The organism is Prescottella sp. D32 (genome assembly GCF_037287305.1).
GTDB lineage: Bacteria > Actinomycetota > Actinomycetes > Mycobacteriales > Mycobacteriaceae > Prescottella > Prescottella equi.
This window is the reverse complement of the sequence record NZ_JARBSW010000002.1, coordinates 638,422-664,450: the sequence shown is the minus strand read 5'-3', so window position 1 is coordinate 664,450 and position 26,029 is coordinate 638,422. Positions and strand designations below refer to the sequence as shown.

23 protein-coding genes and 1 riboswitch are annotated in these 26,029 nt (G+C 67.9%); of the genes, 12 read left to right on the top strand and 11 right to left on the bottom strand.

Going from position 1 to position 26,029, the window contains the following annotated elements:
• Nucleotide 1: 1 nt before the first annotated feature.
• Nucleotides 2-1,504: a 2-methylcitrate dehydratase PrpD gene (gene prpD / locus PSS76_RS12790; protein WP_337456241.1), complete on the bottom strand. Its 1,503-nt coding sequence runs from the start codon at nt 1,502-1,504 to the stop codon at nt 2-4.
• Nucleotides 1,505-1,675: 171 nt separating this feature from the next.
• Between prpD and PSS76_RS12785 the strand changes: the two genes are divergently transcribed.
• The 4 genes from PSS76_RS12785 to PSS76_RS12770 all read left to right on the top strand — a co-directional run bounded on the left by PSS76_RS12785 (nt 1,676) and on the right by PSS76_RS12770 (nt 6,337).
• Complete coding sequence (locus tag PSS76_RS12785; RefSeq protein WP_049799592.1) at nt 1,676-3,094, top strand: short-chain fatty acyl-CoA regulator family protein; 1,419 nt, start codon at nt 1,676-1,678, stop codon at nt 3,092-3,094.
• Nucleotides 3,095-3,135: 41 nt separating this feature from the next.
• Nucleotides 3,136-3,861, top strand: coding sequence for a hypothetical protein (locus PSS76_RS12780; RefSeq protein WP_337456240.1), 726 nt, complete (start codon nt 3,136-3,138; stop codon nt 3,859-3,861).
• Nucleotides 3,862-3,981: 120 nt separating this feature from the next.
• Complete coding sequence (locus PSS76_RS12775) at nt 3,982-5,433, top strand: MFS transporter (RefSeq protein ID WP_337456239.1); 1,452 nt, start codon at nt 3,982-3,984, stop codon at nt 5,431-5,433.
• Entirely contained in the window at nt 5,342-6,337 is a 996-nt protein-coding gene (locus tag PSS76_RS12770) for an NAD(P)-dependent oxidoreductase (RefSeq protein WP_233282339.1), read from the top strand. Before PSS76_RS12775 ends, PSS76_RS12770 begins: the two co-directional genes overlap by 92 nt.
• A gap of 43 nt (nt 6,338-6,380) precedes the next feature.
• Here PSS76_RS12770 and metE read toward each other — a convergent pair whose 3' ends face one another.
• The 4 genes from metE to PSS76_RS12750 form a co-directional block, all read right to left on the bottom strand.
• Complete coding sequence (gene metE / locus PSS76_RS12765) at nt 6,381-8,642, bottom strand: 5-methyltetrahydropteroyltriglutamate--homocysteine S-methyltransferase (protein ID WP_337456238.1); 2,262 nt, start codon at nt 8,640-8,642, stop codon at nt 6,381-6,383.
• A 166-nt stretch (nt 8,643-8,808) separates the two neighbouring features.
• Nucleotides 8,809-8,991, bottom strand: a riboswitch (cobalamin riboswitch).
• Nucleotides 8,992-9,144: 153 nt separating this feature from the next.
• Nucleotides 9,145-10,758, bottom strand: a complete 1,614-nt coding sequence (locus PSS76_RS12760) for an ABC transporter substrate-binding protein (RefSeq protein WP_084986875.1) — start codon at nt 10,756-10,758, stop codon at nt 9,145-9,147.
• Nucleotides 10,755-11,927, bottom strand: coding sequence for a phosphotransferase family protein (locus tag PSS76_RS12755; protein WP_337456237.1), 1,173 nt, complete (start codon nt 11,925-11,927; stop codon nt 10,755-10,757). Before PSS76_RS12755 ends, PSS76_RS12760 begins: the two co-directional genes overlap by 4 nt.
• Before the next feature lie 29 nt (nt 11,928-11,956).
• Nucleotides 11,957-13,192, bottom strand: a complete 1,236-nt coding sequence (locus tag PSS76_RS12750) for a cytochrome P450 (RefSeq protein ID WP_064077887.1) — start codon at nt 13,190-13,192, stop codon at nt 11,957-11,959.
• A 164-nt stretch (nt 13,193-13,356) separates the two neighbouring features.
• Between PSS76_RS12750 and PSS76_RS12745 the strand changes: the two genes are divergently transcribed.
• Nucleotides 13,357-13,995 carry a TetR/AcrR family transcriptional regulator gene (locus PSS76_RS12745; protein ID WP_254593111.1) on the top strand — a complete coding sequence of 213 codons (639 nt, stop codon included), beginning with the start codon at nt 13,357-13,359 and terminating at the stop codon, nt 13,993-13,995.
• Nucleotides 13,996-14,022: 27 nt separating this feature from the next.
• On the opposite strand, the gene PSS76_RS12740 is transcribed toward PSS76_RS12745, so the two are convergent.
• The 3 genes from PSS76_RS12740 to PSS76_RS12730 form a co-directional block, all read right to left on the bottom strand.
• Entirely contained in the window at nt 14,023-14,706 is a 684-nt protein-coding gene (locus tag PSS76_RS12740; protein WP_022594297.1) for a nitroreductase, read from the bottom strand.
• 122 nt (nt 14,707-14,828) lie between these two features.
• Nucleotides 14,829-15,314, bottom strand: a complete 486-nt coding sequence (locus PSS76_RS12735; protein WP_064077889.1) for an SRPBCC family protein — start codon at nt 15,312-15,314, stop codon at nt 14,829-14,831.
• A 3-nt stretch (nt 15,315-15,317) separates the two neighbouring features.
• Nucleotides 15,318-15,671 carry an ArsR/SmtB family transcription factor gene (locus tag PSS76_RS12730; protein WP_064057913.1) on the bottom strand — a complete coding sequence of 118 codons (354 nt, stop codon included), beginning with the start codon at nt 15,669-15,671 and terminating at the stop codon, nt 15,318-15,320.
• Nucleotides 15,672-15,963: 292 nt separating this feature from the next.
• On the opposite strand from PSS76_RS12730, the gene PSS76_RS12725 reads away from it, so the two are divergent.
• Complete coding sequence (locus PSS76_RS12725) at nt 15,964-17,040, top strand: 3-deoxy-7-phosphoheptulonate synthase (protein ID WP_064077890.1); 1,077 nt, start codon at nt 15,964-15,966, stop codon at nt 17,038-17,040.
• A gap of 119 nt (nt 17,041-17,159) precedes the next feature.
• Nucleotides 17,160-17,585, top strand: coding sequence for a VOC family protein (locus tag PSS76_RS12720; protein ID WP_064077891.1), 426 nt, complete (start codon nt 17,160-17,162; stop codon nt 17,583-17,585).
• A gap of 4 nt (nt 17,586-17,589) precedes the next feature.
• Here PSS76_RS12720 and PSS76_RS12715 read toward each other — a convergent pair whose 3' ends face one another.
• Nucleotides 17,590-18,696: an alpha/beta hydrolase gene (locus PSS76_RS12715; RefSeq protein ID WP_064077892.1), complete on the bottom strand. Its 1,107-nt coding sequence runs from the start codon at nt 18,694-18,696 to the stop codon at nt 17,590-17,592.
• A gap of 201 nt (nt 18,697-18,897) precedes the next feature.
• Here PSS76_RS12715 and PSS76_RS12710 point away from each other — a divergent pair, with 201 nt between their 5' ends.
• The 4 genes from PSS76_RS12710 to PSS76_RS12695 all read left to right on the top strand — a co-directional run bounded on the left by PSS76_RS12710 (nt 18,898) and on the right by PSS76_RS12695 (nt 22,918).
• Nucleotides 18,898-19,509, top strand: a complete 612-nt coding sequence (locus PSS76_RS12710; RefSeq protein ID WP_041673894.1) for a TetR/AcrR family transcriptional regulator — start codon at nt 18,898-18,900, stop codon at nt 19,507-19,509.
• Nucleotides 19,510-19,647: 138 nt separating this feature from the next.
• Nucleotides 19,648-20,859 carry a PP2C family protein-serine/threonine phosphatase gene (locus tag PSS76_RS12705; protein WP_064077893.1) on the top strand — a complete coding sequence of 404 codons (1,212 nt, stop codon included), beginning with the start codon at nt 19,648-19,650 and terminating at the stop codon, nt 20,857-20,859.
• Entirely contained in the window at nt 20,856-22,478 is a 1,623-nt protein-coding gene (locus PSS76_RS12700) for a sensor histidine kinase (protein ID WP_084843974.1), read from the top strand. The genes PSS76_RS12705 and PSS76_RS12700 overlap by 4 nt, the downstream gene beginning before the upstream one ends.
• A complete protein-coding gene (locus tag PSS76_RS12695) occupies nt 22,475-22,918 on the top strand; it encodes a response regulator (RefSeq protein WP_005515162.1) in 444 nt (147 codons plus the stop codon). Before PSS76_RS12700 ends, PSS76_RS12695 begins: the two co-directional genes overlap by 4 nt.
• 33 nt (nt 22,919-22,951) lie before the next feature.
• On the opposite strand, the gene PSS76_RS12690 is transcribed toward PSS76_RS12695, so the two are convergent.
• The gene (locus PSS76_RS12690) at nt 22,952-23,380 is read right to left on the bottom strand and encodes an ATP-binding protein (RefSeq protein ID WP_005515161.1); all 429 of its coding nucleotides are present in this window, start codon (nt 23,378-23,380) and stop codon (nt 22,952-22,954) included.
• Between the two features lie 171 nt (nt 23,381-23,551).
• Here PSS76_RS12690 and PSS76_RS12685 point away from each other — a divergent pair, with 171 nt between their 5' ends.
• Entirely contained in the window at nt 23,552-25,231 is a 1,680-nt protein-coding gene (locus tag PSS76_RS12685; protein ID WP_175279309.1) for a phospholipase D-like domain-containing protein, read from the top strand.
• A 6-nt stretch (nt 25,232-25,237) separates the two neighbouring features.
• Here the strand turns inward: PSS76_RS12685 and PSS76_RS12680 are convergent, their stop codons facing one another.
• Nucleotides 25,238-26,026 carry an RNA polymerase sigma factor SigF gene (locus tag PSS76_RS12680; protein WP_064057919.1) on the bottom strand — a complete coding sequence of 263 codons (789 nt, stop codon included), beginning with the start codon at nt 26,024-26,026 and terminating at the stop codon, nt 25,238-25,240.
• Nucleotides 26,027-26,029: the final 3 nt, after the last annotated feature.

The following is a 26,029-nucleotide window of genomic DNA, read 5'->3' as shown; positions in this document are numbered from 1 at the left end:
GTCAGAACAGTCCCTTCGGCGACTCGGGGGAGCGGGCGAGAACGGCGTCCGAGACGGTGAACGTGAGCTGGTTCAGCTCGCCGGCCTTCAGATCGGGGGTGCGCTGCGCGGCGTCGAGGAAGCGGTCCTGCTCGGCCGGATCGACGACGCCCTCGGCGAGGGTGCGGAACTTCGCGATGTACTGGTCGCGCGAGAAGGGCCGGGCACCGAGCGGGTGCGCGTCGGCGATCGCGAGCTCGTCGACGATCACCTCGCCGCTCTTCAACGTGACCTCGGCGCGGGCGCCGAAGGCCTTCTCGTCCGGGTCGGTCGAGTGGTAGCGGCGGGTCCACTCCGGATCCTCGGCGGTGGAGATCTTCTTCCACAGCTCGATCGTGTCGGGGCGCTGCGCGCGCTCGGGTGCGTACGAGCGTTCGTGGTGCCACGTGCCGTCCTGCAGCGCGACCGCAAAGATGTACATCACCGAATGGTCGAGGGTCTCACGGCTGGCGAACGGATCGAACTTCTGCGGATCGTTCGAGCCGGTGCCGATCACGACGTGGGTGTGGTGGCTGGTGTGCAGCACGATCGACGCGATCTGGTCCAGGTCGCCGATGCGCTCGCGCATCCGGCGGGCCAGGTCGATGGGAGCCTGGCTCTGGTACTCCGCGGAGTGCTCCTTGGTGTAGGTGTCGAGGATCGCGCGCTTCGCCTCGCCCGGGCCGGGCAGCGGCACAGCGTATTCCGCGTTCGGGCCACCGAGCAGCCAGGCGATGACACCGTCCTCGCCCTCCCAGATCGGGGACGGGGCACCCTCACCGCGCATCGCCCGGTCGACGGCCTCCACGGCCATCTTCCCGGCGAACGCCGGCGCGTAGGCTTTCCAGCTCGAGATCTCGCCCTTGCGGGACTGACGGGTCGCCGTGGTGGTGTGCAGCGCCTGGCCGATCGCCTGGTAGACCGTCTCGGTGTCGAGGCCGAGCAGCGTGCCGATGCCGGCGGCGGCGGACGGGCCGAGGTGCGCGACGTGGTCGATCTTGTGCTCATGCAGGCAGATCGTCCGCACCAGGTCCACCTGGATCTCGTAGCCGGTGGCCAGACCGCGGATCAGGTCGGCGCCGCCGCGGCCGGTGTGTTGTGCGACCGCGAGGATCGACGGGATGTTGTCGCCCGGATGCGAGTACTCCGCGGCCAGGAACGTGTCGTGGAAGTCGAGCTCACGCACCGCGACACCGTTCGCCCACGCCGCCCACTCGGGCGAGAAGGTGCCACCGACACCGAAGACCGTCGAACCGGGGGCGTACGGGTGCGCCAGCGCCTGGGCCCGGGCGTTCGCGACGGGACGACGGGTCACGGACGCGGCGGCGACGGCCGCGTTGTCGATGATCCGGTTGACGATCATCTCCGAGGTGTCGGCCGGTACCTCGACCGGGTCGGTTGCGACCTCGGCGATCTTCCACGCGAGGTGTTCGTGCTTGGGGAAGTTCTCCGCGGAGAGGCGGGTACGAACGGGATGTGTCTTCAACGCTGTGTCCTCCGATGTGGCCGGTGCTGCTGTTTTCGCAGCGTATGCAGGCCGGGTTCGGCGGTAAAGAGCCTGAATATGCGTACTTTTGTGGTGTGGATCGACCGAGTTTGCGAATGGTGCGAATGGCATCGGCTGTGCTTGAGTGGGGGCGAGTGGAAGGACACGAGGGTGCAGAAGATCTACGGCGGTCCGCGCTTGCGCCGGCTGCGTGAGGAGCGTGGTCTGACGCAGCTCGCGCTCGCACGCATCCTGGATCTGTCGGCGAGCTACGTGAATCAGCTCGAGAACGACCAGCGGCCGCTGACGGTGCCCGTGCTGCTCAAGCTCAATACGACGTTCGACCTCGACGCCCACTTCTTCGCCGCGGAGTCCGACGCGCGCCTGGCCGCCGACTTGCAGGACGTGCTGACGACCCTCGGTACTCCGGCGCCGTCCGCGTCCACCATCGAGGAGTTCGTCGCCCGCATGCCGGAGATCGGGCACGCGCTCGTCGGTGTCCACCGTAGGCTGCAGGCCGCGACCGAGCAGCTCGAGCAGTTCAGCGCTCATCTGGCGACGCCCACCGCTGCGGGCGACGGGGTGCCGATGCCGTTCGAAGAGGTGCGAGACTTCTTCTACGACAGTCACAATCACATCGCGCAGCTTGACGACGCCGCCGAGCAGCTGTTCGTCGAAGGCGGACTCCGGATCGGATCGTTGGACACACAGCTGACGGCACTGCTCGAATCCGAACATGACATCGTCGTCCGCCTGCGCACCGATCCGCCGCACCGGCCCGGGCCGAAACGCGTCTACGACGCGACCAATCGCATCCTCACGCTGTCGCGGCAGCTCTCGCCGGGGCAGCGTGCCTTCCAGATCGCCACTCAGCTGGCGTTTCTCACGCAGTCGGCGGTGATCGAGCGACAGCTCGAGGCGGCGACCGGCCTGAGTGAGAATGCCCGGGAACTGGCGAAGATCGGCCTGGCGAACTACTTCGCGGGGGCGCTGCTGCTGCCGTACACCCAGTTCCTCGACGCCGCCGAGCACCTGCACTACGACATCGAGATGCTCGCGCTGCAGTTCGAGGTGGGCTTCGAGACCGTCTGCCACCGGCTCTCGACGCTGCAGCGCCCCAATCGGCGCGGGGTGCCGTTCTTCTTCGTCCGTACCGACCGAGCCGGGAACATCTCGAAGCGGCAGTCCGCCACGGCATTCCACTTCTCTCGCGTAGGCGGTAGCTGTCCGTTGTGGGTGGTCCACGACGCGTTCGGCACCCCGGGGCGCATCGTCACCCAGGTGGCGCAGATGCCGGACGGCCGAACGTACCTGTGGATCGCCCGCACCACCGACGACGGCGCCCGCCCGTACGGGACGCCGGACCGTAGCTTCGCCGTCGGCCTCGGCTGCGACATAACCCATGCAGACCGTCTCGTCTACTCGCGCGGCCTCCGCCTCGACGAGCAGGTGTCGCCGGTTCCGATCGGGGCCGGGTGCAAGATCTGCGAGCGGACGAACTGCGCGCAGCGCGCATTTCCGCAGATCGGCCGCCCGGTGCGCGTGGACGTCGACTTCAGCAGTCGGCTGCCGTATCCGCCGGCGTCGTGAAACCGGCGGCATGCGGATCCGTCGTGTGACACGGTTGGGGAGTGAGCACGGATCCCGGATCCGGTCCCGAAGCCGATCTGGTCCAGGTCGGATCGGTCGAAGTGGACCCGGCCGACCTGGACGGGCCGGGGTCGTCGTTGTGGGATCTTCTCGGTGACAGTCGCGTCGAGATGAGGTCCCCGGACGCCGTGTTAGACCTCCCGCGTCGGGGGTGGCGCCCGCTCTTCCCGCGCCGCGCAGACGCCACGGAAGCTCGCGAGGTCTTCGCCGCTCCACACGGGGAGGTGTCGGATGCGTGGGCGCTGGTGTTCGTCGGCGACGCAGACGGGGTCCGGACGGTTGGCGCGCACCCCGGTCCGCACCGGGTGCACCGCTGCCGCGCTGCCCGCCGTGTCGGTCTGGAACTGCGCTGGGCGGGTGAGCACACCTGCAGGGCCGGGGCGCTGCCCGGCGTGACGATCGAGTTGGTGAACACCGCGGACACGACGTGGGTCGACGAAGCGGGGGACCGCACGACCGTCCACGGCTGGATTCTCGACGAGAACGGCCAGCGGATCGTGCCGGGATTGTTCTTGTTCTCGGATGCGCCGAGACTGCCCGACATCGCGCCAGGTGATCGAATGTATCTGCGGGTCAACATTGTTACCCGCGATGTCGAAGATCTCCCTCCGGGACGCTACGCGCTCGTGGCCGAGCTCCGTGACCTGGCGCTGACGTCGCCTCTCGGCGCATTGGTCCTTTACGCCTCACCTCCCGAGACCGCATAGGCGGTCCTTCCCTCCCCGGTCGTCCCGGCCGGCGGTTCCGATCGAATCATAGACATACAATACCCCCCTAGGGTATCAACGAAGATGTCGATCGATCCGAATACGTTTGGAGGAGAGAACATGTCCAACCACAGTTCGCCGCCGGCATCTCGTCGCTGGCTGGGCCTTGCCGTCATCGCGGCTGCCCAGTTCATGGTCATCATGGACACCTCGATCATCGGCGTCGCGCTGCCGCAGATGCAGGACGACCTGGGATTTTCCCAGGAGAACCTGTCGTGGGTGTTCAACGCTTACGTCGTGGCGTTCGGGGGACTGTTGCTTCTCGGCGGCAAGCTGTCGGACCTCTTCGGTGCGCGCCGGGTCTTCACCGCCGGCTGGGTGACGCTGATCGCCGGTTCGGCCGCGGCAGGGATGGCGTCCGATGTCGGCGTCGAACTCGCCGGGCGCGCGGTGCAGGGCGCCGGTGCGGCGCTGATCGCTCCGTCTGCCCTGGCGATGTTGATGATGCTCTTCGGTGGTAACCCTCGCGAACTGACCAAGGCGTTCGCGCTCTACGGCGCCGCGGCGCCTGCGGGTGGGACCGCCGGCGTGTTCTTCGGAGGCCTGATCACCGAATATGCCAGCTGGCCATGGGTTTTCTACATCAACATCCCGATCGCTCTGATCATTCTGGCCGTCACCCCTGCTCTCATGCCGCCCGGAGGGCTCGTCGCCCGCAGTCGGATCGACGTGCTCGGCGCCGTCAGCGTCACCGCGGGCCTGGCGGCCCTCGTCTACGGGATCGTCCAGGCGCCGGTGGTCGGGTGGGGTTCGGCCCGCACCTGGCTCGTTCTCGCAGGTGCCGCTGCGCTGCTCGTCGGATTCGTCGCGTTGCAGGCGACCCGTCGCGAACCGCTGATCCGTCTCGGCATCTTCCGGGCTCCCAACCTCGGCGCTGCCAATCTGGCCCAACTGCTCCTCGGTGCCGCCTGGATCCCGATGTGGTTCTTCCTCAACCTGTACCTGCAGCAGGTCCTCGGCTACACCGCGTTCCCCAGCGGCGCGGCCCTGGTGCCCATGACGGTACTGATCATGATCGGCATGGTCGTGCTCGCACCTCGGGCAATCGGCCGATTCGGGCCGAAGAACATGACGGTTGCCGGATTGCTGCTCCTCGCGGCCGGCATGGTCTGGCTGTCCTTCGTGCGTCCCGACGGTTCGTTCGTCACCGACGTGCTTCCCGCGTCCTTGGTTGCGGCGCTCGGCATGTCGCTCGCCTTCATCCCGACTCTCGGCACCGCGATCTCCGCGGCGCGACCAGAGGAGGGCGGGCTCGCTTCCGGCATCGTCAACACGAGCTACCAGGTGGGCTCGGCCATCGGTCTCGCCGCCATGACCGCCATCGCGGCTGCCTACGGCGCCGACCGGATCGGTGACCCGGTAGCCCTGACCGACGGGTTCTCGGCGGCCTTCCTGGGCGCCGCGGTCGCTGCGCTGATCGGTGCCGTTGCCACAACGCTGCTTTTCCGGAGCGCGGCGGCGGAGTCGGTTCCGAGCGACCCCGACGGCGTTACAGTGGAGCGAACCGTGTGACCGCGGTCCCGACCACGAGGAGCCTGACGTGGACATCGGATTTCTGGGTATGGGCACGATGGGCAGGCCGATGGCGCGCAATCTCGCCCGGGCCGGCTACGACGTGACGGTGTGGAATCGAAGTCCGGGCAAGGCCGCCGACGTCGTCGACTACGGGGCGTCCGAGGCGCCCGATCTTGCCGATGTGCTTCACAAGTCCGTCGTGTTCAGTTCACTGGCCGACGACGGCGCCTTCACCGAGTCGGTGTTGTCGGCGCCGTCGTTGCAGGCCGCGAAACAGGGTTCCGTGCATGTCAATCTGGCCACGGTCAGCCCGGGAAAGTCCGGTGAGGCGGAAGCGGCCCTGAGTGAACGGGGAATCTTCTACGTGGCGGCGCCGGTGTTCGGGCGTGCCGAGGTGGCCGAGGCGGGACAGCTGACCGTACTAGCGGCGGGGGATCCGGGTGCGATCGACGTGGTGGCGCCGATGCTCGACGTCATCGGGCGACGCACGTGGCGGATCGGCGAGGATCCCGCGCAGGCCAATGTGGTCAAGATTCTGGGAAACTATCTGATCGCCAACGCGATTCAGGCAATGGCGGAGGCCACGACGGTCGCCGAGAAGGTCGGCGGTTCGCCCGAACTGCTGATGGAGATCATGAACGACAGCCTGTTCCCCGGTGGCGTCTACCAGGGATACGGCGCGATGATCGCGCAGCGCCGCTACGAACCCGCGGGTTTCAGACTGCCGTTGGGACTCGAGGACGTCCGCCTGGCGCTCGCCCAGGCGCACGCCGTGAACGTCGGCCTGCCCTTCGGCAGCGTACTCGAGGATCTGTTCCTCGACGCGCTCGCCCACGGGCAGGCCGACCAGGACTGGTCCGCTGTCACCGAGGCCACCCGGCGGCGGGCCGGGTTACCTTAGTGGTCCCCGGTCCCGCCTCCGCTGTCGCGGCGGACCCGATCGCCTAGAGTTCCGCGCGCACCATGTGTGCGGCGTCGACGAGGTTGCGCAGTGATGCCTCGACCTCGACCGAGCCTCGTGTCTTGAGGCCGCAGTCGGGGTTGACCCAGAGTCGTTCCGACGGAACGGCCTTCAGTGCGGCGCGCAGAGATGCGGCGATCTCGTCGACGGGCGGCACCCGCGGCGAGTGGATGTCGTACACGCCGGGTCCGACGCCCAGGTCGAAACCGACCGCGTCGAGGTCGTCGAGTACTTCCATGTGTGAGCGGGCCGCCTCGATCGACGTGACGTCGGCATCCAAGCCGGCGATCGCCCCGATCACGGGACCGAACTCGGAGTAGCACAGGTGGGTGTGGATCGCGGTGGCGTCGGCGATGCCCGACGTCGACAGCCGGAATGCTCCCACGGCCCAGTCCAGGTAGTGCTGTTGCTCTGCCGCCCGCAGCGGCAACAATTCACGCAGCGCGGGCTCGTCGACCTGGATGATCTGGGCGCCGGCTCTTTCCAGGTCGATCGTCTCGTCGCGGATCGCGAGGGCGATCTGATCGGCGGACTCGGCGAGCGGCTGGTCGTCGCGCACGAACGACCACGCCAGGATCGTGACCGGGCCGGTGAGCATGCCCTTGACGGGTCTGTCGGTGAGTGACTGGGCGTACGTGAACCATTCGACGGTCATCGGCTTCGGTCGGCGCACGTCGCCGAACAGGATCGGTGGGCGGACGCAGCGGCTGCCGTACGACTGCACCCAGCCGTTCGCGGTGGCGAAGAAGCCGTCGAGCTGCTCGGCGAAGTACTGCACCATGTCGTTGCGTTCGGGTTCGCCGTGTACCAAGACATCCAGCCCCAACTCGTCCTGCAGTGCAATCACGTCGGCGACCTCGGCCCGCATGCGGCGGACGTACTCGGCCTGATCGATCTCGCCCTTGCGCAGCGCGGCGCGGGCCACGCGGATAGCGGTGGTCTGCGGGTACGAACCGATAGTGGTGGTCGGCAACGGCGGCAGCGGCAGCCGACTCGCCTGCACGGTGCGCCGCTCCGCCGCCGGGATCCGCGTGCGGTCGGCGTCGGTCAGGTCGGCGAGGCGCTCGCGGATCGTGTCGTCGTGCAGTCGCGGATCGGCGACCCGGGTGGCGGCCGCCGTCCGTGCCTCGGACAGTTCGGTGGTGATCGCCCCGCGCCCCGAGCGCAGCCCGGCCGCGAGGGTGGCGACCTCACCGATCTTCTCGGAACCGAACGCCAGCCACGACCGCAGCGCCCGGTCGAGACCGTCCTCGCCGCTGAGGGTGTAGGGGACGTGCAGCAGCGAGCACGACGTCGACACGGCCACCGAACCCGCACGCTCACGCAGCATTTCGAGAGTGTCGAGTGAGGCGTCCAGTCCGTTGCGCCAGATGTTGCGGCCGTCGACGACGCCGGCGACAAGGTGCTTGCGTTCGATGTCCGGCGTCGCGATCACCGCGTCGAGGGATCCGGCGACGAGGTCGACGGCGATGCCCTCGATGCCCGTCGACGTCAGCGCCGGCAGTGCCGCGCCGAGGTCACCGAAATACGACGCGACGAGGATCGCGGGACGATGGTCGAGCGCGGCGAGGCGGTCGTACACCGAGCGGGTCGCGGCCAGCTCGGCGTCGGTCCGGTCGGCCACGAGCGCCGGCTCGTCGATCTGCACCCACTCGACGCCCGCGTTCGCGAGACGGTGCAGCAGATCCGCGTACAGGGGCACGATCTCGTCCAGGCGCTCGAGCGCGGAGCCGTCGTCGAACTTCGACAGCAGCAGGAAGGTGATCGGTCCGATCACGACCGGGCGTGCCGGGATGCCGAGGTCCCGGGCCTCGGCGACCTCTCCGAGTATCTTGCCCGGATTCAGCACGAACCTGGTCGCGGCGGTGATCTCGGGGACCAGGTAGTGGTAGTTGGTGTCGAACCACTTCGTCATCTCGAGCGGCGGCACGGTGTCGGTGCCGCGCGCGGCCGCGAAGTAGCGGTCCAGTTCGTCGTCGATCCTCTCGACCCGCTCGGGCAGCGCGCCCAACATGACAGCGGTGTCGAGCATCTGGTCGTAGTACGAGAAAGTGCCCACCGGGACGGAGTCGATCCCGGCGGAGACGAGTTCGGTCCAGGTCTGTCGGCGCAGATCCTTGCCGACCGCCGCGAGTGCGGCGGCGTCGAGGTTCCCGGCCCAGTAGGCCTCGACGGCCCTCTTGAGCTCGCGGCGGGGTCCGATGCGCGGGGAGCCCAGCACGGTTGCGGTGAAAGCGAATGTCACGTCGTTCTCCAGTTGCTCACAGCGTGGATGGTCACCGCCGGCAGACGAGAACGTAAGCGAGCCCTGTGTGTACCCGCCAGCGGGCAGCACGAAGTGCCGAGCATCGCCCATCTCGCCTTCTCCACGAGGCGGTGGACCGTCGGGCACGGCGTGCCCGACACAGTCGGCAGGTCTTCGGACTCGTGGGCGCTCGGCCGGGAATCGACCCGGCGAAACCTACTGGCCGTCGCTTCCCGGACCTGTCGGTCCAGTGCTCATGACGGCGGTCGTTCCCACTCACCGCTGCGGGACAGTCCCGGATTTCCACCGGGTTCCCTCTCACATCCGCCGGTCTCGCGACCACGGATGCTTCGACGCCGGCGGCGGTCTTCGGGGCTCCTCACGACCGCACCCGGCGAACCAGCTGCACCGTCCAGCATAGGCCCCGGGGAAAGGCCGATCGGGCGGACCCGTGGTGGCGTCCGCCCGATCGAGGATCGAGTAGCGGTGTCTGCGTCCGGTGCTACGACGCCGAATCCGGAGTGAGCCAGGCGTTTCCGAACAGCAGGACGCCGTCGGCACTGGGCGTGATGCCGTGTGCGTTCTTGCTCCACGGGATGAAGTACTTGCCCGCGCCGAGGACCATCATCGGGTTCGTCTCGTTCACCAGGGTCTGGATGTCCTCGAGGACCCGGCGGCGGTCGTCGTCGTTCGGTGCGGACTGCAGCTTGCCGAGGAGGGCGTCCATCTCGGGGTTCTGATACCCGAGGACGTTGGACGTCGACGCGCTCGCCAGATTGCCGTACATGCGCATGAACGGCGATTCGTCGAGGACATTGAACGCTGACTCGCCCAGATCGAAATCGTGCTTGGCATACATCATCTTGACGAGGTCGTTGATGCCGCTGTTGTAGACGATGTCGACGGTGAACCCGACGGCCTGCAGCATCGACTGGATCGCGAGTGCCCGGCGTTGAGCGCCCGGTTCGTTGAGGCCCGCATAGGTGAGTTTGCCGTCGTAGCCGTCGGCCTTGGCCTCGGCCAGGACCTTCTTCGCGGTGTCCGGGTCGAAGGTGGAGCCGGACACGTCTCCGTGCCACTGCGACCAGGACTGGAACATGTCGGTGCCCGGCATACCGAAGCCACCTTCACCGCGCTCGTTGAACGTTTCCGGGTTCAATGCCTTGACGATCGCCTCGCGCACCCGCGGATCCGACGCCGCGCGTCCCTCGCGCTGGTTCAGTACCTGCACGCCACCCATGCTGGCGGTGTAGACGTAGCCGACGTCCCCGGCCTCGAGTGCGTTGTGCACGGTGTCCGCGGCACGCAGGTACGCGGCCTGGATGCCGCCGCTGTGCAACGCGTCGAGCTTGGCCTGCTCGCCGACGATGGCCGGGAACCGCAGCTTGTCCAGGTTCGGCCTGCCGTCCCAGTAGCCCGGATTCGCGGCGAGTACCAGTTCGTTCTGGGATGCGAACTTCTCGACCGTGAACGGGCCCGCTCCGATGGGAGTGAAGGTGCCGTTGGCCGTCGACGAGGGCGCCACGATCATGCCCGGTCCGGTGGTGAACATGATCGGGAACTCGTTCCACGGCTGCTTCAGCGTGAACACGACCGTCGACGGGTCGGGCGACTCCACCTTGTCGACCGTCACCTTCCACACCTGCGTGTGGGTGCCCTTCTTCTCGAGGTAGTGGTCGATGCTCCACTGCACCGCCGCTGCGTCGAGCGCGGTGCCGTCGCTGAACTTCACGCCGTCCCGCAGCTTCAACGTCCAGACGGTGTTGTCCCCGTTGGGTGTCAGCGACTGCGCCAACTGCGGCTGATACTCCTTGGTGGCGGTGTCGTAGCGCATGAGGACGTCGTAGATCGCCGCCATCTCGGTGCCGCCGGTCGCCCCGCCGTCCTGCCGATCGGCCGGATCCAGGCTGCTCACCGCGTTGTACGTCGCGTACGACAGCATTCCGCCGGACACGGCGTCGCCGCCGTCGGGCTGCTCGCCCACCAGGCCCGTCGTGACGTCGGTGGCGTCGGTGGCGGAGGTCGAGCTCTGGCCTGCGCATCCGGCCGCCAGCACCGTCGCCGCGGCCAACGCTGTGAACACCCGACCGAACCGGGCAAGTGACGATCGTGTCATTCGATCCTTCTTCCGTTCCGAGACTGTGTGATTGGGAATGCGGGCTCGCCGTCGATCATCCGGCGGAGCAGGTGGTGGTGCAGGACGTACTCGTCGGGGTCCGACGGCGCCGCACTGTCGCCGAAGTGGATGGAGCGACGCTTGATGCGGGACATGATGATGCCGTGGCGGACGGCGGCGTAGACGAGGTAGAAGTCGAGGTCGCGCAGTTCGACGCCGGTCGTCTCCTCGTACAGGGCGACCACCTCCTCGCGTCGGAGCAGATGGGGAAGGCCCGGTCGGTCGAACTGTTCCGCCATGTCCTGGAACATCCGGTGGAAGAAGACGAACCAACCGACGTCCACCTCACGGGGAGCGAGGGTTGCGAGCTCCCAATCGAGTACGGCCACAGGCGCGAAGTCCCGATACATGATGTTGCCGATACGGGAGTCTCCCCAACACAGCACCGGTTCCGACGGAGCGCTCGGCCAGTGTTCCTCGAGCCAGTCGAACCCCTTCTCCAGCAGCGGGATCCGCACCCCGTCCTCGCGGTGCGTCCACTCGTAGTAGGTGCGCTCGTTGTCGACGTGCCTGCGCAGGGCGTCGTCGGCGGCGCCGGCACCGAGCTCCGGCAACAGCGACTCCGGATCGGGAATCGAGTGGATGGCCGCCAACACCTCCACCGAACCGCGTCGCAGGACCTCGCACTGCTCCGACGTGGCCTCGTGCAGCCAGCCACCGAACACGTAGGGGGGATTGTCGACCGGGACCACACCCTCGACCCGGTCCATCACGACGAACGGTTGCCCCAGGACGTCGGACGACGGCTCGACCCACCGCACCCGGGGCACCGGCACCGCGCTGTGAGCGGCGACGGCGCGCATGACGGCAGCCTGCCGTTCGAGGTCGTACTCGGGAAACACGGGAAGCGCGGTGGATTCGGGGGCCAGCCGGGCGACGAGGTCGGCGTGGTGGCGCGTTCCGTGCTCGTCCCAGTCGACGGTGAAGAGCACCGAGATGCTCGACATCCCGGATGCGGACGGTATCTGCAGAGCGGAGACATGAGCGGTGGGGCTCCCGATCCGGTCTCGCACCCAGCGTTCGAGACTTCCGCGGAGCGCCGCGACATCGGTCGAGGTCGTCGTGACGTCCGTGTTCACTCCCCTCGGGACAGCGGAACTGGTGGTCATCGCCTTCCTCCTGTCGTTCCGGGCGGCCGTCAGTGCGCGACCGGGCAGGTGCCGTAGTCGACGGGTAGCGCCTTGATGCTGTTGAGCCATGCCGAGCGCATACGAGTGGGCGGTCCGAGGATCGTGATGTCGGGCAGGTGATCGGCGATCGCGGCGAACATCAGTTCCACTTCGAGTCGCGCGAGATTGGCGCCGAGGCAGTAGTGCGCCCCGGTACCCCCGAAGGCCAGATGAGGGTTGGGGGACCGCAGGATGTCGAAGCGGCGGGGCTCGTCGAAGACGGTCTCGTCGTAGTTCGCGGACGCATACAGCATCACCACGCGATCGCCCTTCCGCACCGTCCGGCCGCCGAGTTCGGTGTCGCAGGTCGCGGTCCGTTGGAACGACAGGACCGGGCTCGCCCAGCGGATGATCTCGTCGACCGCGGTCGACGGGCGTTCGCGCTTGTACAGCTCCCACTGCTCGGGGTTGTCGAGGAACGCCATCAGCCCGTGCGTGATCGAGTTCCGGGTGGTCTCACTGCCGGCCACCACGAGCAGGATGACGAAGTACGCGAACTCCTCCGGGGTGAGCGCGCCGTCGTCGACCTGGGCCTGGACCAACTTCGTGACGATGTCGTCGGCCGGATTCTCGCGGCGTTCGGTGGCCAGTGCGTATGCGTACCCCGCGATTTCGCCGACCGCGACCAGCGGATCTCCGTGCGCGTCGGGGTCGTCTCGGCCGGTCATTCGGTTGGACCAGTCGAAGAGCTTGCGGCGGTCCTCCTGCGGCACACCGAGGAGATCGGCAATCGCCTGCAGGGGCAGCTCGCACGCGGCCTCCTCGACGAAGTTGCCGCGTCCCAGGCCGGCTGCGGTTCGTGCGATGTCCTGCGCCCGCGCGGCCAGCGCCGAGCGCAGTCCGCTGACGGCCCGTGGGGTGAAACCTCTGGTGACGATGCGACGAAGTGCCGAGTGCTCGGGTTCGTCCTTGTTGAGCATGGTGGCCCGCTGGGCTTCGATCTGTTCGCGGGGCGCGTCGTCCGCGTTTCGCACCATGACGGTGTTCTCCCACGACGAGAACACGTCGTTGCGCCGGGAAACGTCCTGGACGAGTTCGTGTGTCGACACCACCCAGAATCCTTCGTCGTCGTAGCCCGCGGCCCCACGACGCTGCGGGTTCCACCAGATGGGGTCGGTGCGGCGCAGTTCCGCGAAGAGGTCGTGGGGGATTCCGTTCTCGAACGTCGAAGCGTCGGTGACGTCGATTCCTTCGGGTACAGCCATGGAAATTCCCTCCGCGCATAGGGATTCGGGAGTCCTGACATCGGACAGTGTCCAGCTCGACCCGGGTCGTCCGAGGGCACCGGGCCGTGGAGAAGGAAACAGTTAACGAGGGCCGTTAACAGTGATGCGGAACACATTAATCATGTTTGTTAGGCTGTCAAGCCATGGCTCCGAATCTTCCCGCGAGGGAGCGATTGCTGCGGGCGGGTGAGTATCTGTTCGCGCGTGAAGGAATTGCGCGAGTACGCATCCGCGATCTCAACGCGATGGCCGAGGTGCGGAACGACTCGGCGGTGCACTACTACTTCGGATCCCGCGAAGGATTGCTCGAGGCCATCGTGCTGCGGCACATGGTCGATGTCAGCGGGCGTATGGACGAGCTGGTCGAACGGTTGTGTGTCGGCCGCGGACCTTCGCCGGAGGCGCTGCGCGATGCCATCGCCGCAATGACGATTCCGCTCGCGGAGAAGCTTCTCGACGAACGAGGGCGTGACTTCGTGCAGATCATGGCCGAGGTGTACGAGCGGCGTGGCGGTCTCGCCGACGCCCAGTATTCCCCGGCGAGTGCGATCGCGAAGGATGTGGTCCGCCGATCCATGACGGGCATGAGCGAAGCGCTCCGCGAGGAGCGGATCCGGCTGACGACCAATTTCATCGTCTCGGCGCTGGCGTCGCGGGCACGGGCGTTCGACGGCGGGAGCGAGCTCCCGCTCGATCACGACACCTTCGTCATCAATCTCATCGAGATGGGCACGCTGGGCAGCCTCGCGGAGCTTCCGGACCGCGCCCTGAGCTCCTTCTAGAGTCGGCCGTTCGACGCCGCGGGCGCCTCAGGACACCCAGGTGGCCACGGACGCGATGTCGGCGCGGGTGGTGCGGAAGCCGTTCGCTGGGTGGGATTCGTCGGCGTAGCCGAACGAGATGGCGCACACGACCTTCCGGTCCTCGGGCAGGTCGAGGAAGCTGCGGAGGTAGGGCGCGCTTCCGGCCAGCGCGGCCTGCGGAATGCTTGCCACACCGAGGCTCTGGGCGGCGAGCAGGAAGGTGTTCACGTACAGGCCGCAGTCGACCGCACCGTAGACGCCGAGCGCGGCGTCCGTGGTGACGATCGCGACGTGCGGTGCGCCGAACAGGTCGAAGTTCTTCATGGTCTGCTGCGCCGACGCCTGCCGGTCTCCGGGCGCGATGCCGACGCTCGCGTACAACTGCATCGCGCATTCCTTGCGGCGCTGCTGGTACGCGCCGCGGTACTCGGCGGGGAACGGGAAGTCCGATTCCTGGGGGTTGGACCGCACATACTCGCCCAGCCCCTTCCGGAACCGTTCGGTGCCCTCACCCTCGGTGATCGCGACCTGCCAGGGCTGGGTGTTGCACCACGACGGAGTGCGCTGCGCCAGCTCGAGGATCTGCTCGATCGTCACCCGCGGAACGGGATCCGGACGGAACGCGCGGCAACTGCTGCGGGTCGCGAGCAGAGTCTGAAGATCGGCGCTCGAGCTGGGCGATGCGGTCACGGGGGGCACTCCTGACGACGGCGGACGGGCGTGAGCGGCGCCCGTCGCGCGGGTGTCGCGCGTCACACGATATGGAATTGATTTCAGTTTCGCCAGAGGTGGCCCCGCCCGGCCGGGTGTCGTCAGGCCGTCAGAACGCTGTCGATCTGGTTGATCGCCGACGTCGCACCCTCGACGACGCCCATGTCCAACACCTTCTGCAGGCCCTCTGCGGACTCGAATGTGCTCGTGTACGTCGCCCGCGTGCCCCGGTCGTGTGCAGTGAACGTGTAGACGTTCTGCGACACGGGCAGTTCGGGATTCGGATTGAAGTCCTCGTCGGCGAAGCCGTCGGCGAACGAGAAACTGTGCGGTTCGTCCACTGCCGAGATCTCCCAGTAGCCCGCGTACTTCTCACCTTCCGGACCGGTCATGAAGTACGTGACCCGTCCGCCCGGTACGAGTTCGTGGTCCACCACCGTCGCGGGGCAGGCCGGCGGCCCCCACACCTTCTCCAGTTGGCGCGGGTCGGCATAGATCTGCCAGATCCGTTCCACCGGAGCCGCGAACTGCGCGGTGATCGTCAGGGTGCGGTTTTCGAGATCGTGCGAAACATCGGTGACAGGCATTGCTCAGTCCTCCTTGGTCGAGTCGAGTGCGATGAGCTCGTCGATACGTGCGATGCGCCCGCGCCAGACGTCCTCCAGCTCGGTGAGCATGGAGGCCACCGAGCGCACCGCGGCCACGTCGCCACTGGCCAACTGCTCGCGCCCGCGACGCCGTTTGGTGAGCAGGCCGGCGTTCTGCAGCACGGAAACGTGCTTCTGCACGGCGGCGAAGCTCATGTCGTACTTCTCGGCGAGCGCGGAAACCGAGTGCTCTCCGGCCAGGACGCGGCGCAGGATGTCGCGCCGGGTGCGGTCGGCGAGCGCGTGGAACAGGGCGTCCGCCCGGTCCTCGTCATCTCCGCTCACACTGGCAAACATACAACCGATTGGTTGTATGTCAAGGGTTCGGTGCGTGGGAGGGGCTACGGGCCGGGTGCCCACTAGGTGTGATCGTGGTCTCGTTCGCGGGGGCGCTGCTGCATGTCTGGGCGGCCCGCGCTACTGTGGTCGACGTGTCAGCGACCTATTTCTGGTTTAGCAGGCCGGCCCCGGGTGGGTCGGTCGGCGTAACCACGCGCTGACAATCTTCCACCCCAGAGCCGGATGACAGACCGGCTCACTGGATTCTTCAGTCTTCGAGGGTCGGCCTGAGAACAGGAAACCGAACCCCATGACTGCTATCGCAAACGACCAGCGTCTCGACGAACAGCGCACCGTCAGTGTCAGCCCGCTGGTGGCGCCGTCCGTCGTGCGCGCCGAGCACACTCCCGACGAGGTGGCCGCGGCCACCGTGCGTTCGGGGCGTGCCGACACCGTCAACATCCTCAACGGCGACGACGACCGTCTGGTCGTCGTGGTCGGACCGTGCTCGGTGCACGATCCCGAGGCGGCAATGGACTACGCACGCCGTCTGGCCGCGAAGGCCGAGGAGTTGCGCGACGACCTGCAGATCGTCATGCGCGTCTACTTCGAGAAGCCGCGCACCACGCTGGGCTGGAAGGGCCTGCTCAACGACCCGCACCTCGACGGCACCTTCGACATCAACACCGGCCTGCGGATGGGGCGCAAGCTGCTGCTGGACATCTCTCGGCTCGGTCTGCCGGTCGGCTGCGAATTCCTCGACCCGATCATCCCGCAGTACATCGCCGACCTGGTCACCTACGGCGCGATCGGTGCCCGCACCGCCGCCAGCCAGGTGCACCGTCAGCTGTGCAGCGCGCTGTCGATGCCGGTGGGTATCAAGAACTCCACCGAGGGCGACGTCCAGGTTGCGGTCGACGGCACCCGCGCCGCGGCCGCGAGCCACGTCTTCCCGGGCACCGATCTCGAGGGGCAGGCCGCGCTGATCCACACCGTCGGGAACCCGGACTGCCACGTGATCCTGCGTGGCGGCACCGACGGGCCGAACTACGACGCCGAGACCGTCGCGGACACCCTTGCGCGCCTTGCGAAGTCGGGTCTTCCGGAGCGGGTCGTGATCGACGCGAGTCACGGCAACAGCCGCAAGGACCACAACAAGCAGGTCGACGTCGCCGCCGACGTCGCCGAGCGGATCGAGGCCGGCGAGAAGGGGATCGTGGGCATCATGCTCGAGAGCTTCATCGAGGCGGGCCGCCAGGACCTGACGCTGGGCAGGTCCGATGAACTGACCTACGGCCAGTCGATCACCGACGCCTGCATCGACTGGGAGACTACGGCCTCGACGCTCGACCGTCTCGCCGCCGCGGTCGCCACTCGCCGCGGCTGAGGCCGGTCGTCGGCCGCACGGGGGCGTGTTCTCCATTGGTGAGGGCACGCCCCGTCGGCAGCTGATCGGCGAAGCGTATTCCGCACAGACTTGTCGGTGGTCCGCAGTAGCGTCGCGACATGGGATACGAAATTCAGATCACCGTAGACGCGAAGGATCCTCACCTGCAGGCGAAGTGGTGGGCGCAGACCTTGGGCTGGGAGGTGGAGCCCAGCGACGAGCAGTTCATCCGGGGACTCGTCGAGGCGGGACATGCGCAGGAGTCGGACACCACGGTGTTCGAGGGGGTCCTCGTCTGGAAGGAGGGGGCGGCCATCCGGGACCCCGAGCACCCGCAGCGGCCCAGGGTGCTGTTCCAACTGGTGCCCGAGGGCAAAGCGGTTAAGAACCGGATGCATTTCGACGTGCGAGTGGGGGACCGCCGCGAGGAGGTGGCCGCCGAACTGGTCGCCGCCGGCGCCACGGTCCTGCATCGCGGCCGGCAGGGCCCGAGCATCTGGATCACGATGACCGACCCCGAGGGCAACGAGTTCTGCGTGGGCTGAGCGGTCACTCCGCCAGTTCGACTGCCCCGAGTCCGGGATCGGACGCACGCCGCGGCGCGAAGGAGAGTCCCACGCGCAGTGCACCGGCGGCCTCGCGGAGTGCATCCACCCCGGCTCGCCCGTAGCCGGTGAGGTTCACGAACGCGTGTACCAGGTCGTCGTGGACGCGCAACGTGGTCGGGACGCCCGCGGCACGCAAGCACTCGGCGTATTCGATGCCCTCGTCGCGCAGTACGTCGAATCCTGAGATCGCGACGTACGCCGCGGGCAGTCCGGTGAGGTCCGCAGTGAGGATCGGCGATGCCTGCGGGTCGCTGCGATCTTCCGTCTTCGGCACGTAATGGTTCGTGTACCAATCCATCTGGGCCTCCGTGAGGAAGAAGCCGTCGCTGAACAGTTGGTACGAGCGGCGTTTCGCGGTCATGTCGAGCCACGGGAAGAACAGCATCTGGAACGCGGGACGCCGGTCGTCGTTCCGGGTGACCTGCGAGACGACCGCGGCGAGGTTGCCGCCGGCACTGTCGCCGGCGACAGCCACCCGGTCGGGATCGATGCCGAGCGCCGATGCGTTCTCGACCGCGTAGCGGAAGGCGGACACGGCGTCGTCCACCGCAGCGGGGAAGGCGTGCTCAGGTGCCAGGCGATAGTCCACGGCCAGCACGGCCACCTCGGCGTTCCGGGCGAGGAACCGGCACAGCGAGTCGTGGCTGTCGAGGCTGCCGAGGACGAAACCGCCGCCGTGGAAGTAGACCAGCAGCGGCGCGGAGGTCGGCAGACCAGCGGGGCGGAACATCCGTGCCGGGACGGGGCCCGCCGGTCCGGGGATCGCCAGCGACTCGACCGATGCCATCGGAATCGGCCGACCGCTGACCAGGCGTGCCTCCATGTCGATCTGCGCGCGCGACTTCTCGATCGGGAGCTCTTCGAAGTCGGAGTCCGGAAGCAGCGCCAGCATGCGCAGCATCAACTGGATCTCGGGATTCAGCTCCTGCCCGTCGAGGCGGACCGGTCGGCCGCCGAGGGCGCGTTGCAGCGGCGTGGGGAGTGCTCCGGCGACCGTGGCCACGGTCCGGACCGCCGATTCGAGCATCGATTCGAGCGTCGTTCTCATCGGTCTTTCGTCCTCTCGCCGCGGGCCGCACGTCGTGCTGCCGAATCGTCCCCGAAGTCTGTCAACCGACCGGCTTGGAAACAAGGGTGAAATCGGACATCGCTCGGCTCCGCGAATTCACTGCGCTCAACCCTGGCCACCGGACCAACTGCCCACTACGCTGCCGGGAACACTGGGTGCGAGGGTTCGGGAAAGGTTGCGATGCCTTACGTTTCGGCGGAACAACGGCGCAGGGACTTGATCGACGCGGCCATTCGCGTCAGCTCCGAGGTGGGGCTCGCCGCCGCGAGTACCCGCGCGATCTGCACCGAGGCCGGGGTGCAGCAGAGCGTGTTCCACTACTGCTTCAGTTCCAAGGAGGAACTGTTGCGCGAACTCACCCGTGAGGTCGTCGCGACGATGCTCGAGAACGCGGTCGCCAGCCTGACGCCCGGTGTCGATGCCGAGCAGTCGATCTTCAAGGGGCTCATGACCCTGTGGGAAACCGTTCGTGTCCAACCCCGGAAGCAGTTGGTGTTCTACGAGCTGACCGTCGGGGCGCTGCGCGCCCCCGAACGCAGCGACGTGGCCGAGTGGCAGTACCGCGAGTACTTCGCATCGACCGGCCGCTTCCTCGCCCGGCTCGCCGAGACCGCCGGGATCGAATGGACCGTTCCCATCCCCGTGCTCAGCCGCATGGTAACCACGGCCATCGACGGCCTGATCCTCGGCTGGCTCGCCGACGGGCGCACCGACGAGGTGGAGGCGTCGCTCGCGGCCTTCGCGAAGGTGTTCGCCGGCCTCGCCGTCGTCACACCGGTGGTGGCCGCGTAACGAACGACACCGGTGCGGGTCCTCACAGCGGCGCGGCCCGTGGTCCAAGCGTCCGTTAGGGTAGTCGTCGGCAGATCGTCTGCCCCGACGTGAGGAGCAGGTCATGGCCTTGTCGACTGTTTCGCTGGCCAATCCGGCGTGACCGACGACGACACTGTTCCCAGCGGTGCGAAAATAGCAGGCGACAGCAAGCTGTCGATCCTGCTGATCGAGGACGACCCCGGCGATGCCCTCCTGGTCGAGGAGATGGCGATCGACTCGGCCTTCGACTACGACCTGGTCTGGACCAAGTCGCTGGGACAGGCCCAGGCGGTACTCGAAACCGGTAGGCCGGACTGCATCCTGCTGGACCTGCATCTGCCGGATGCGCAGGGACTCGACGCGCTCGCCGCTGTTCAGCGCAGCGCGAACGGTGCGCCCGTAGTGGTGATGACCGGTCTCGCCGAGGACGGAACGGGACTCGCGGCCGTGGCGGCCGGCGCGCAGGACTACCTGGTCAAGGGCCGGGTCGACGGCGACCTGCTGACGCGCTCGGTCCGGTACGCCGTCGAGCGCAAGCGTGCCGAGAACAATGCGGCTGCCCTGCAAGCGAGTGAACAGCGATCCCGCGAGAACGCCCGGCTCGAGCGCGGCCTGCTGCCGGTTCCCCTGCTGCGCAGCGACCACGTCGAGGTGGTTGCGCGTTACCGGGCGGGACGTGAGCACGGCCTGCTCGGCGGCGACTTCTACGACGTGGTGGAGGCCGGCGACGGGACGGTGCACGTCCTCATCGGCGACATCTGCGGGCACGGTCCGGACGAGGCCGCCCTCGGCGTGAGCCTGCGAATCGCGTGGCGGACGCTGGTGGTCGGTGGTGTCCCCACCGACGCCGCGATGCGGACGCTCGAGGAGATCCTGATCGCGGAGCGGCCCCGGCGCCACATCTTCGCGACGATGACGTGCGTCGTGCTCGCACCGGATCGGTCCACGATGCGCGTCATTCGCGCGGGCCATCCCGGCATGATGCTGCGCACCGGCTCCGGGGTGCACTGGCTCGAGGTTCCCGGTGGGCCCGCATTGGGTCTGCGCCGGGTGCCGGGGCAGTGGACGGCCCACGAGCTGCCGATCGAGGATCGGTCCGCGATGGTGCTCTTCACCGACGGCTTGTTCGAGAGCCGCACCGGTACGACGGAGCGGCTCGGCGAGGAGCGTCTGCTCGAGTACGCGCGTACGCGCGTAGATGCGTCGGCGGACGACTTCGTCGACGCGCTGATCGGCCACGCGGAGAGCCTTGCGGCCGACTTCGGCGGCCTGACCGACGACATCGCAGTCGTCCATGTTCGGATGACGAAGGAAGGTGCCCGTCGATGAGTACGCAATTGCGGCGAACCGCCGGTAAGGGCCTCACGGTCCAGGCATGGTTCAACGTGATCCTGGCCGCCCTGGTGGTTCTGATCTGTGGCGGGGCGGTCGCTGCTGCCGTGTCGCTGAACTGGACCCAGACGGCCACCGACAATCTGATCAACCGGCTCGCGCCGGCGGAAGCTGCGGCCTCGCAGCTCGGGGCGTCGTTCCTGAATCAGGAGACGGGGGTTCGCGGGTACGCGCTCAGCGGTGACACGGCAGCCCTCGAGCCGTACACCGCGGGAGAGCAGCTGCAGACCGACGCGATGGCCGAGCTGCGCGGTCTGGTCAGTTCCACATCCGAACTGGTCGCCGATCTCGACGCGATCGAGCAGGACGCCGCGAACTGGCAGACCGTTTTCGTCGAGCCCATCCTCGCCACCACACCGACCACGGGTGGCCGCCCTCTCGACCCGGGCGTGTACGAGCGCGGCAAGCTCGCCTTCGACCAGCTGCGCGCCGGTCTCGGCGAGTTGGACCAGCACTTGGCCGAGGCAGGCGCCGACGCCCGGGCGACCCTCGCGCACGCGCGGGAGATCCGGGCCGCGGTGTTCGTGTCGCTGTTCGTGATTCTGTTGGCCGCGTCGGCGGCGTTCGCGGTGCTGATCCGCAAGGCGATCACCAGCCCGCTGCGGCGACTGTCGGAATCGTCGCGCCGCGTGGCACTGGGCAACTTCGGGCAGCAGGTCGACGCGGGTAGCGGTCCGGCGGACATCCGGGCGCTCGCCGAGGACATCGAGGGGATGCGGCAGCGGATCGTCGCCGAACTCGAGCTCGTGCGAGACCGTCAGGCCCGACTCGAGGTGCAGACCGCCAAGCTGGACGCGCAGACGGTGGAGTTGCGGCGCTCCAACGCCGAACTCGAGCAGTTCGCCTACGTCACATCGCACGACCTGCAGGAACCGCTCCGGAAGGTCGCCTCGTTCTGCCAGCTCCTCGAGAAGCGCTACGGGGACGTCGTCGACGAGCGGGGCCGCCAGTACATCGACTTCGCGGTGGACGGTGCCAAGCGCATGCAGGTGCTGATCAACGACCTGCTCACCTTCTCCCGCGTGGGTCGGGTCAACGACGGCTTCGGACCGGTGTCCCTCGACCACGCGCTCGACAAGGCGTTGGCGAACCTCTCCGCGGCCGTCGACGAGTCGGGTGCGACGATCGAGCGACCGCAGCGGCTGCCCGAGATCGACGGCGATGCAACGCTGCTGGCGATGTTGTGGCAGAACCTGATCGGTAACGCGATCAAGTTCACTCGGCCCGAGAGCACACCCGAGGTATCCATCAGCGTGCAGCGCCGCCCAGACGACATGTGGCTGGTGAGCGTGCAGGACCGCGGGATCGGGATCGCGGAGGAGTTCGAGGAGAAGATCTTCGTCATCTTCCAGCGCCTGCACGGCCGCGACGAGTACACCGGTACAGGTATCGGACTCGCGTTGTGCAAGAAGATCGTCGAGTACCACGGCGGTCAGATCTGGCTCGACACAACCTCTTCCGACGGGGCGCGGTTCAACTTCACCCTGCCCGTCATCAGCGAAGCAGACAACGGCGCCGATGTCGGCGTCCACACCGGACAAGGAGCCCTCACATGAGTTCTGCAGGCAAGGCGATCGACGTCCTTCTCGTCGAGGACGATCCCGGCGACGAACTGATGACGCGGGAAGCGTTCGAGTTCAACAAGGTCGGCAACAACCTGCACGTCGTCCGGGACGGCGAACAGGCGCTGGACTTCCTCTACAAGCGCGGGGAGTACCCGGACGCTGTTCGGCCGGACCTGATCCTGCTCGACCTCAACCTGCCCAAGTACGACGGACGCCAGGTGCTCGAGAAGATCAAGTCGGACCAGGACCTGGCCGACATCCCGGTAGTGATCCTGACGACGTCGGGCGCCGAGGAGGACATAGTGCGCAGCTACAAGCTGCACGCGAACGCGTACGTCACCAAGCCGGTGGATCTCGATCAGTTCATCGCTGCCGTCCGGCAGATCGACGACTTCTGGGTGCAGGTGGTCCGTCTCCCCGGCCGGCACTGAATCCGCCGTTCGGCGACATCCGGAGCCGCGCCGTCACGCGGCGACGCGAGGGCTCCACTGCAACCGGACGCGCGTCCCGTCGTGGCCACGGTGCACCTCCGCGTGGTCGCTGCACGCCTTCATCAGCTGCAGGCCGCGCCCCCGCTTGGCGTGCGGCTGCGTCCCGGTGTCCTTCCACGTTCCGTGGTCGGTGATCGTGACGGTGACGACCCCGTCGTGCCCGCGAGTGGCATGCAGATCGAATGTTCCTGCGCCGCCGGGCGGGTAGGCGTGCTCGACGCTGTTCGCCATCGCCTCGTAGCCGGCCAGGACCGCGTCCTGGGCCTGGACTGCGGGCAGGCCCAGGCCGTGCATGTACGACGTCAGGCTGGCGCGGGCCGGCGCCAGCTCGGTCGGGATCGCACGAATGCCCGTCAATGACAGGGCGTCGTCGGTCGGGCGCTGCCGCAGCTGCCGTGACATGGCTTCTCTCCCCGGCTCGGTACGGTGACACGGTTCCCCGATCTGGTACCCCGAGTACGGGGGTCCTATACCTGGGACTTCCGACCGGAATCTCGCTCCGACCGTCCGGTGCCGGACAGCGCCCCACGGTTCTGGAATGATCCCGGAGTGCTCCCGAGGAGGATTCGAGCGTTGGTCGTAACCCTGTGGCGTCGCTGCCGTGTGCTCGCTGGGCGGGTCTCCTCGGCGTTCGGGCGGTCCAGCCTCGCGCTGACGGGCCGCCGGGAGCGGTTCGATCCGGCGCACCCGTGGTTCCTCAGCGACGACGAGCGAGGAAACGGCGACACCCGGATCCCGGCGTGGACGGACGGCAACGAGGTCACGCCCCTGATCCACGGCAGGGCGTACTTCGAGGCCCTGGCCGAGGCTCTGGCCCGCGCCGGATCGAACGACCTCGTGCTGTTCACGGATTGGCGCGGTGATGCCGATCAACAGCTCGTCGACGGCACTACCGTGGCCGACGCCTTCGCCGGCGCCGCCCGTCGCGGCGCGACGGTCAAGGGCATGATGTGGCGCTCGCACATCGAGACACTGGGATTCCCGGGGCGCCGCAACCGCAAGCTCGCGGAGACGCTCGAGGCCGCCGGCGGTGAGGTGATCCTCGACCAGCGGGTACCCGCACTCGGCAGTCACCATCAGAAGTTCGTCGTGGTCCGGTATGCCGACCCGCACATCCCCGACGTCGCGTTCGTCGGGGGAATCGATCTCGCCCGCGCCCGCCGTGACGACGCCGATCACTTCGGTGACCCGCTCAGCCGGCCGTTCCCGCCCGAGTACGGCGAGACCCCGGCGTGGCACGACGCCCAGTTGCAGATTCGCGGGCCGGCGGTCCGTGACGTCGAGGACGTGTTCCGGGAGCGGTGGGAGGATCCCGCTGCGCTGTCCCGGCTGCCGTGGCACGCGTTGCCGGACATCCTGCGGGGCCTGACTCGATCACCGTCCGAATTGCCGACGCCCGCAGCGCCTCCCGAGCCGTGCGGGTCGTGTTCGGTGCAGTTGCTGCGCACCTACCCGCGGCGCCGACCGGCCTACCCCTTTGCCCGAGAGGGCGAACGCAGCGCGGCCAAGGCATACGCGAAGGTTCTGCACCGCGCCCGGACCCTGGTGTACGTCGAGGACCAGTACCTGTGGTCGGTGGACGTCGCGCGGGTGTTCGCCGAGGCGCTGCGCCGCGAGCCGGAGCTGAGGCTGGTGGCGGTCGTTCCGAAGCATCTCGACGACGACAGTCCCATCACGATCCCGTCTGCGCTGCTCGGGCACTCGTCGGCGCTCGAAACCATCCGCGCCGCCGGTGGCGACCGGGTTCTGGTGCTCGACCTCGAGAACGATCGCGGCATTCCCGTGTACGTGCACTCCAAGGTGTGTGTTGTCGACGACACGTGGGCGGCCGTCGGGAGCGACAACTTCAATCGTCGGTCCTGGACCCATGATTCGGAGCTGACTGCCGCCGTCGTGGACGCCGAGCGTGAGGTTCGTGCGCCCGTCGACCCGGCCGGTCTGGGCGACGGGGCGCGCCGTTTCGCGCGCGACCTCCGGCTCGAGCTGGCCCGGGAACACCTGGGCCGGCGCGAGGGTGACGACGCCGACCTGATCGACCCGGGGCGCTTCTTCGACGTCGTCAGAACCAGTGTCGACGCGCTGGACCGCTGGCACGAGGCGCCGTCGGCGGGGACCAGACCTGCGGGACGGCTGCGCCGACACCACATCGACGTGCCGCCACGGTGGCAGCAGCGCGCCGCCGCTCTCGTCTACCGCCTCGTCGTCGACCCCGACGGCCGGCCCCTCCGGCTGCGGCTGAAGCGCGCCTACTGAGCGGCGTCACTCGTCCAGGTTGGTGCGAATCCTGGCGAGGATCTTCGACAGCAGGCGGGAGATCTGGACTTGCGAGACGCCGATCTCGCGGGCGATCTCGGTCTGCGTCCTCTCCTCGAAGAAGCGCATCACGACGATGCGCTTCTCCCGCGGCTCGAGTTGATCGATGAGAGGCCGCAGGGCGAGGTGGAGTTCGGTCTGTTCGAGATCCACGTCGTCGGTCGCGAGGGTATCGGCGAGAGTCGCGCTCTCGCCGTCGCGCCCGACCGGGCTGTCGAGCGAATGTGTCTGGTACGCACCGGCCGCGGCGATCGCCTCCATGACCGAGTCCGGATCGGTGCCGAGTTCGGCGGCCAGTTCGTGTGCGGTGGGTGAGCGCCCGAGGCGCTGCGACAGTGCCTCGGTGGCCTTGCCGACGTCGAGTGTCAGATCCTTGAGGCGACGGGGGACCCGGGCCGCCCACGCGTGGTCGCGAAAGTAACGGCGCACTTCGCCCATGATGGTGGGGACGGCGTATGCGGCGAAGCTGCTTCCCTGGGCGGGGTCGAAGCGGTCGACGGCGTTGATCAGGCCGACACACGCCACCTGGTAGAGGTCGTCCATCTCCTCGCCGCGGCTGGAGAAGCGTCGAGCGATGTTGCGGGCCAGTGGAAGTGACTGCGCGACGATCCGGTCGCGCAGCGCGGTGCCACGCTCGTCACCGGGGTCGCAGTTCGCCAGTTCGGCGAACAGTTCGGCCACCCCGTCGAGGTCGTCCGAGGACTGTGACGACGGGGAGTCGGCGTGGGCAACCACCCG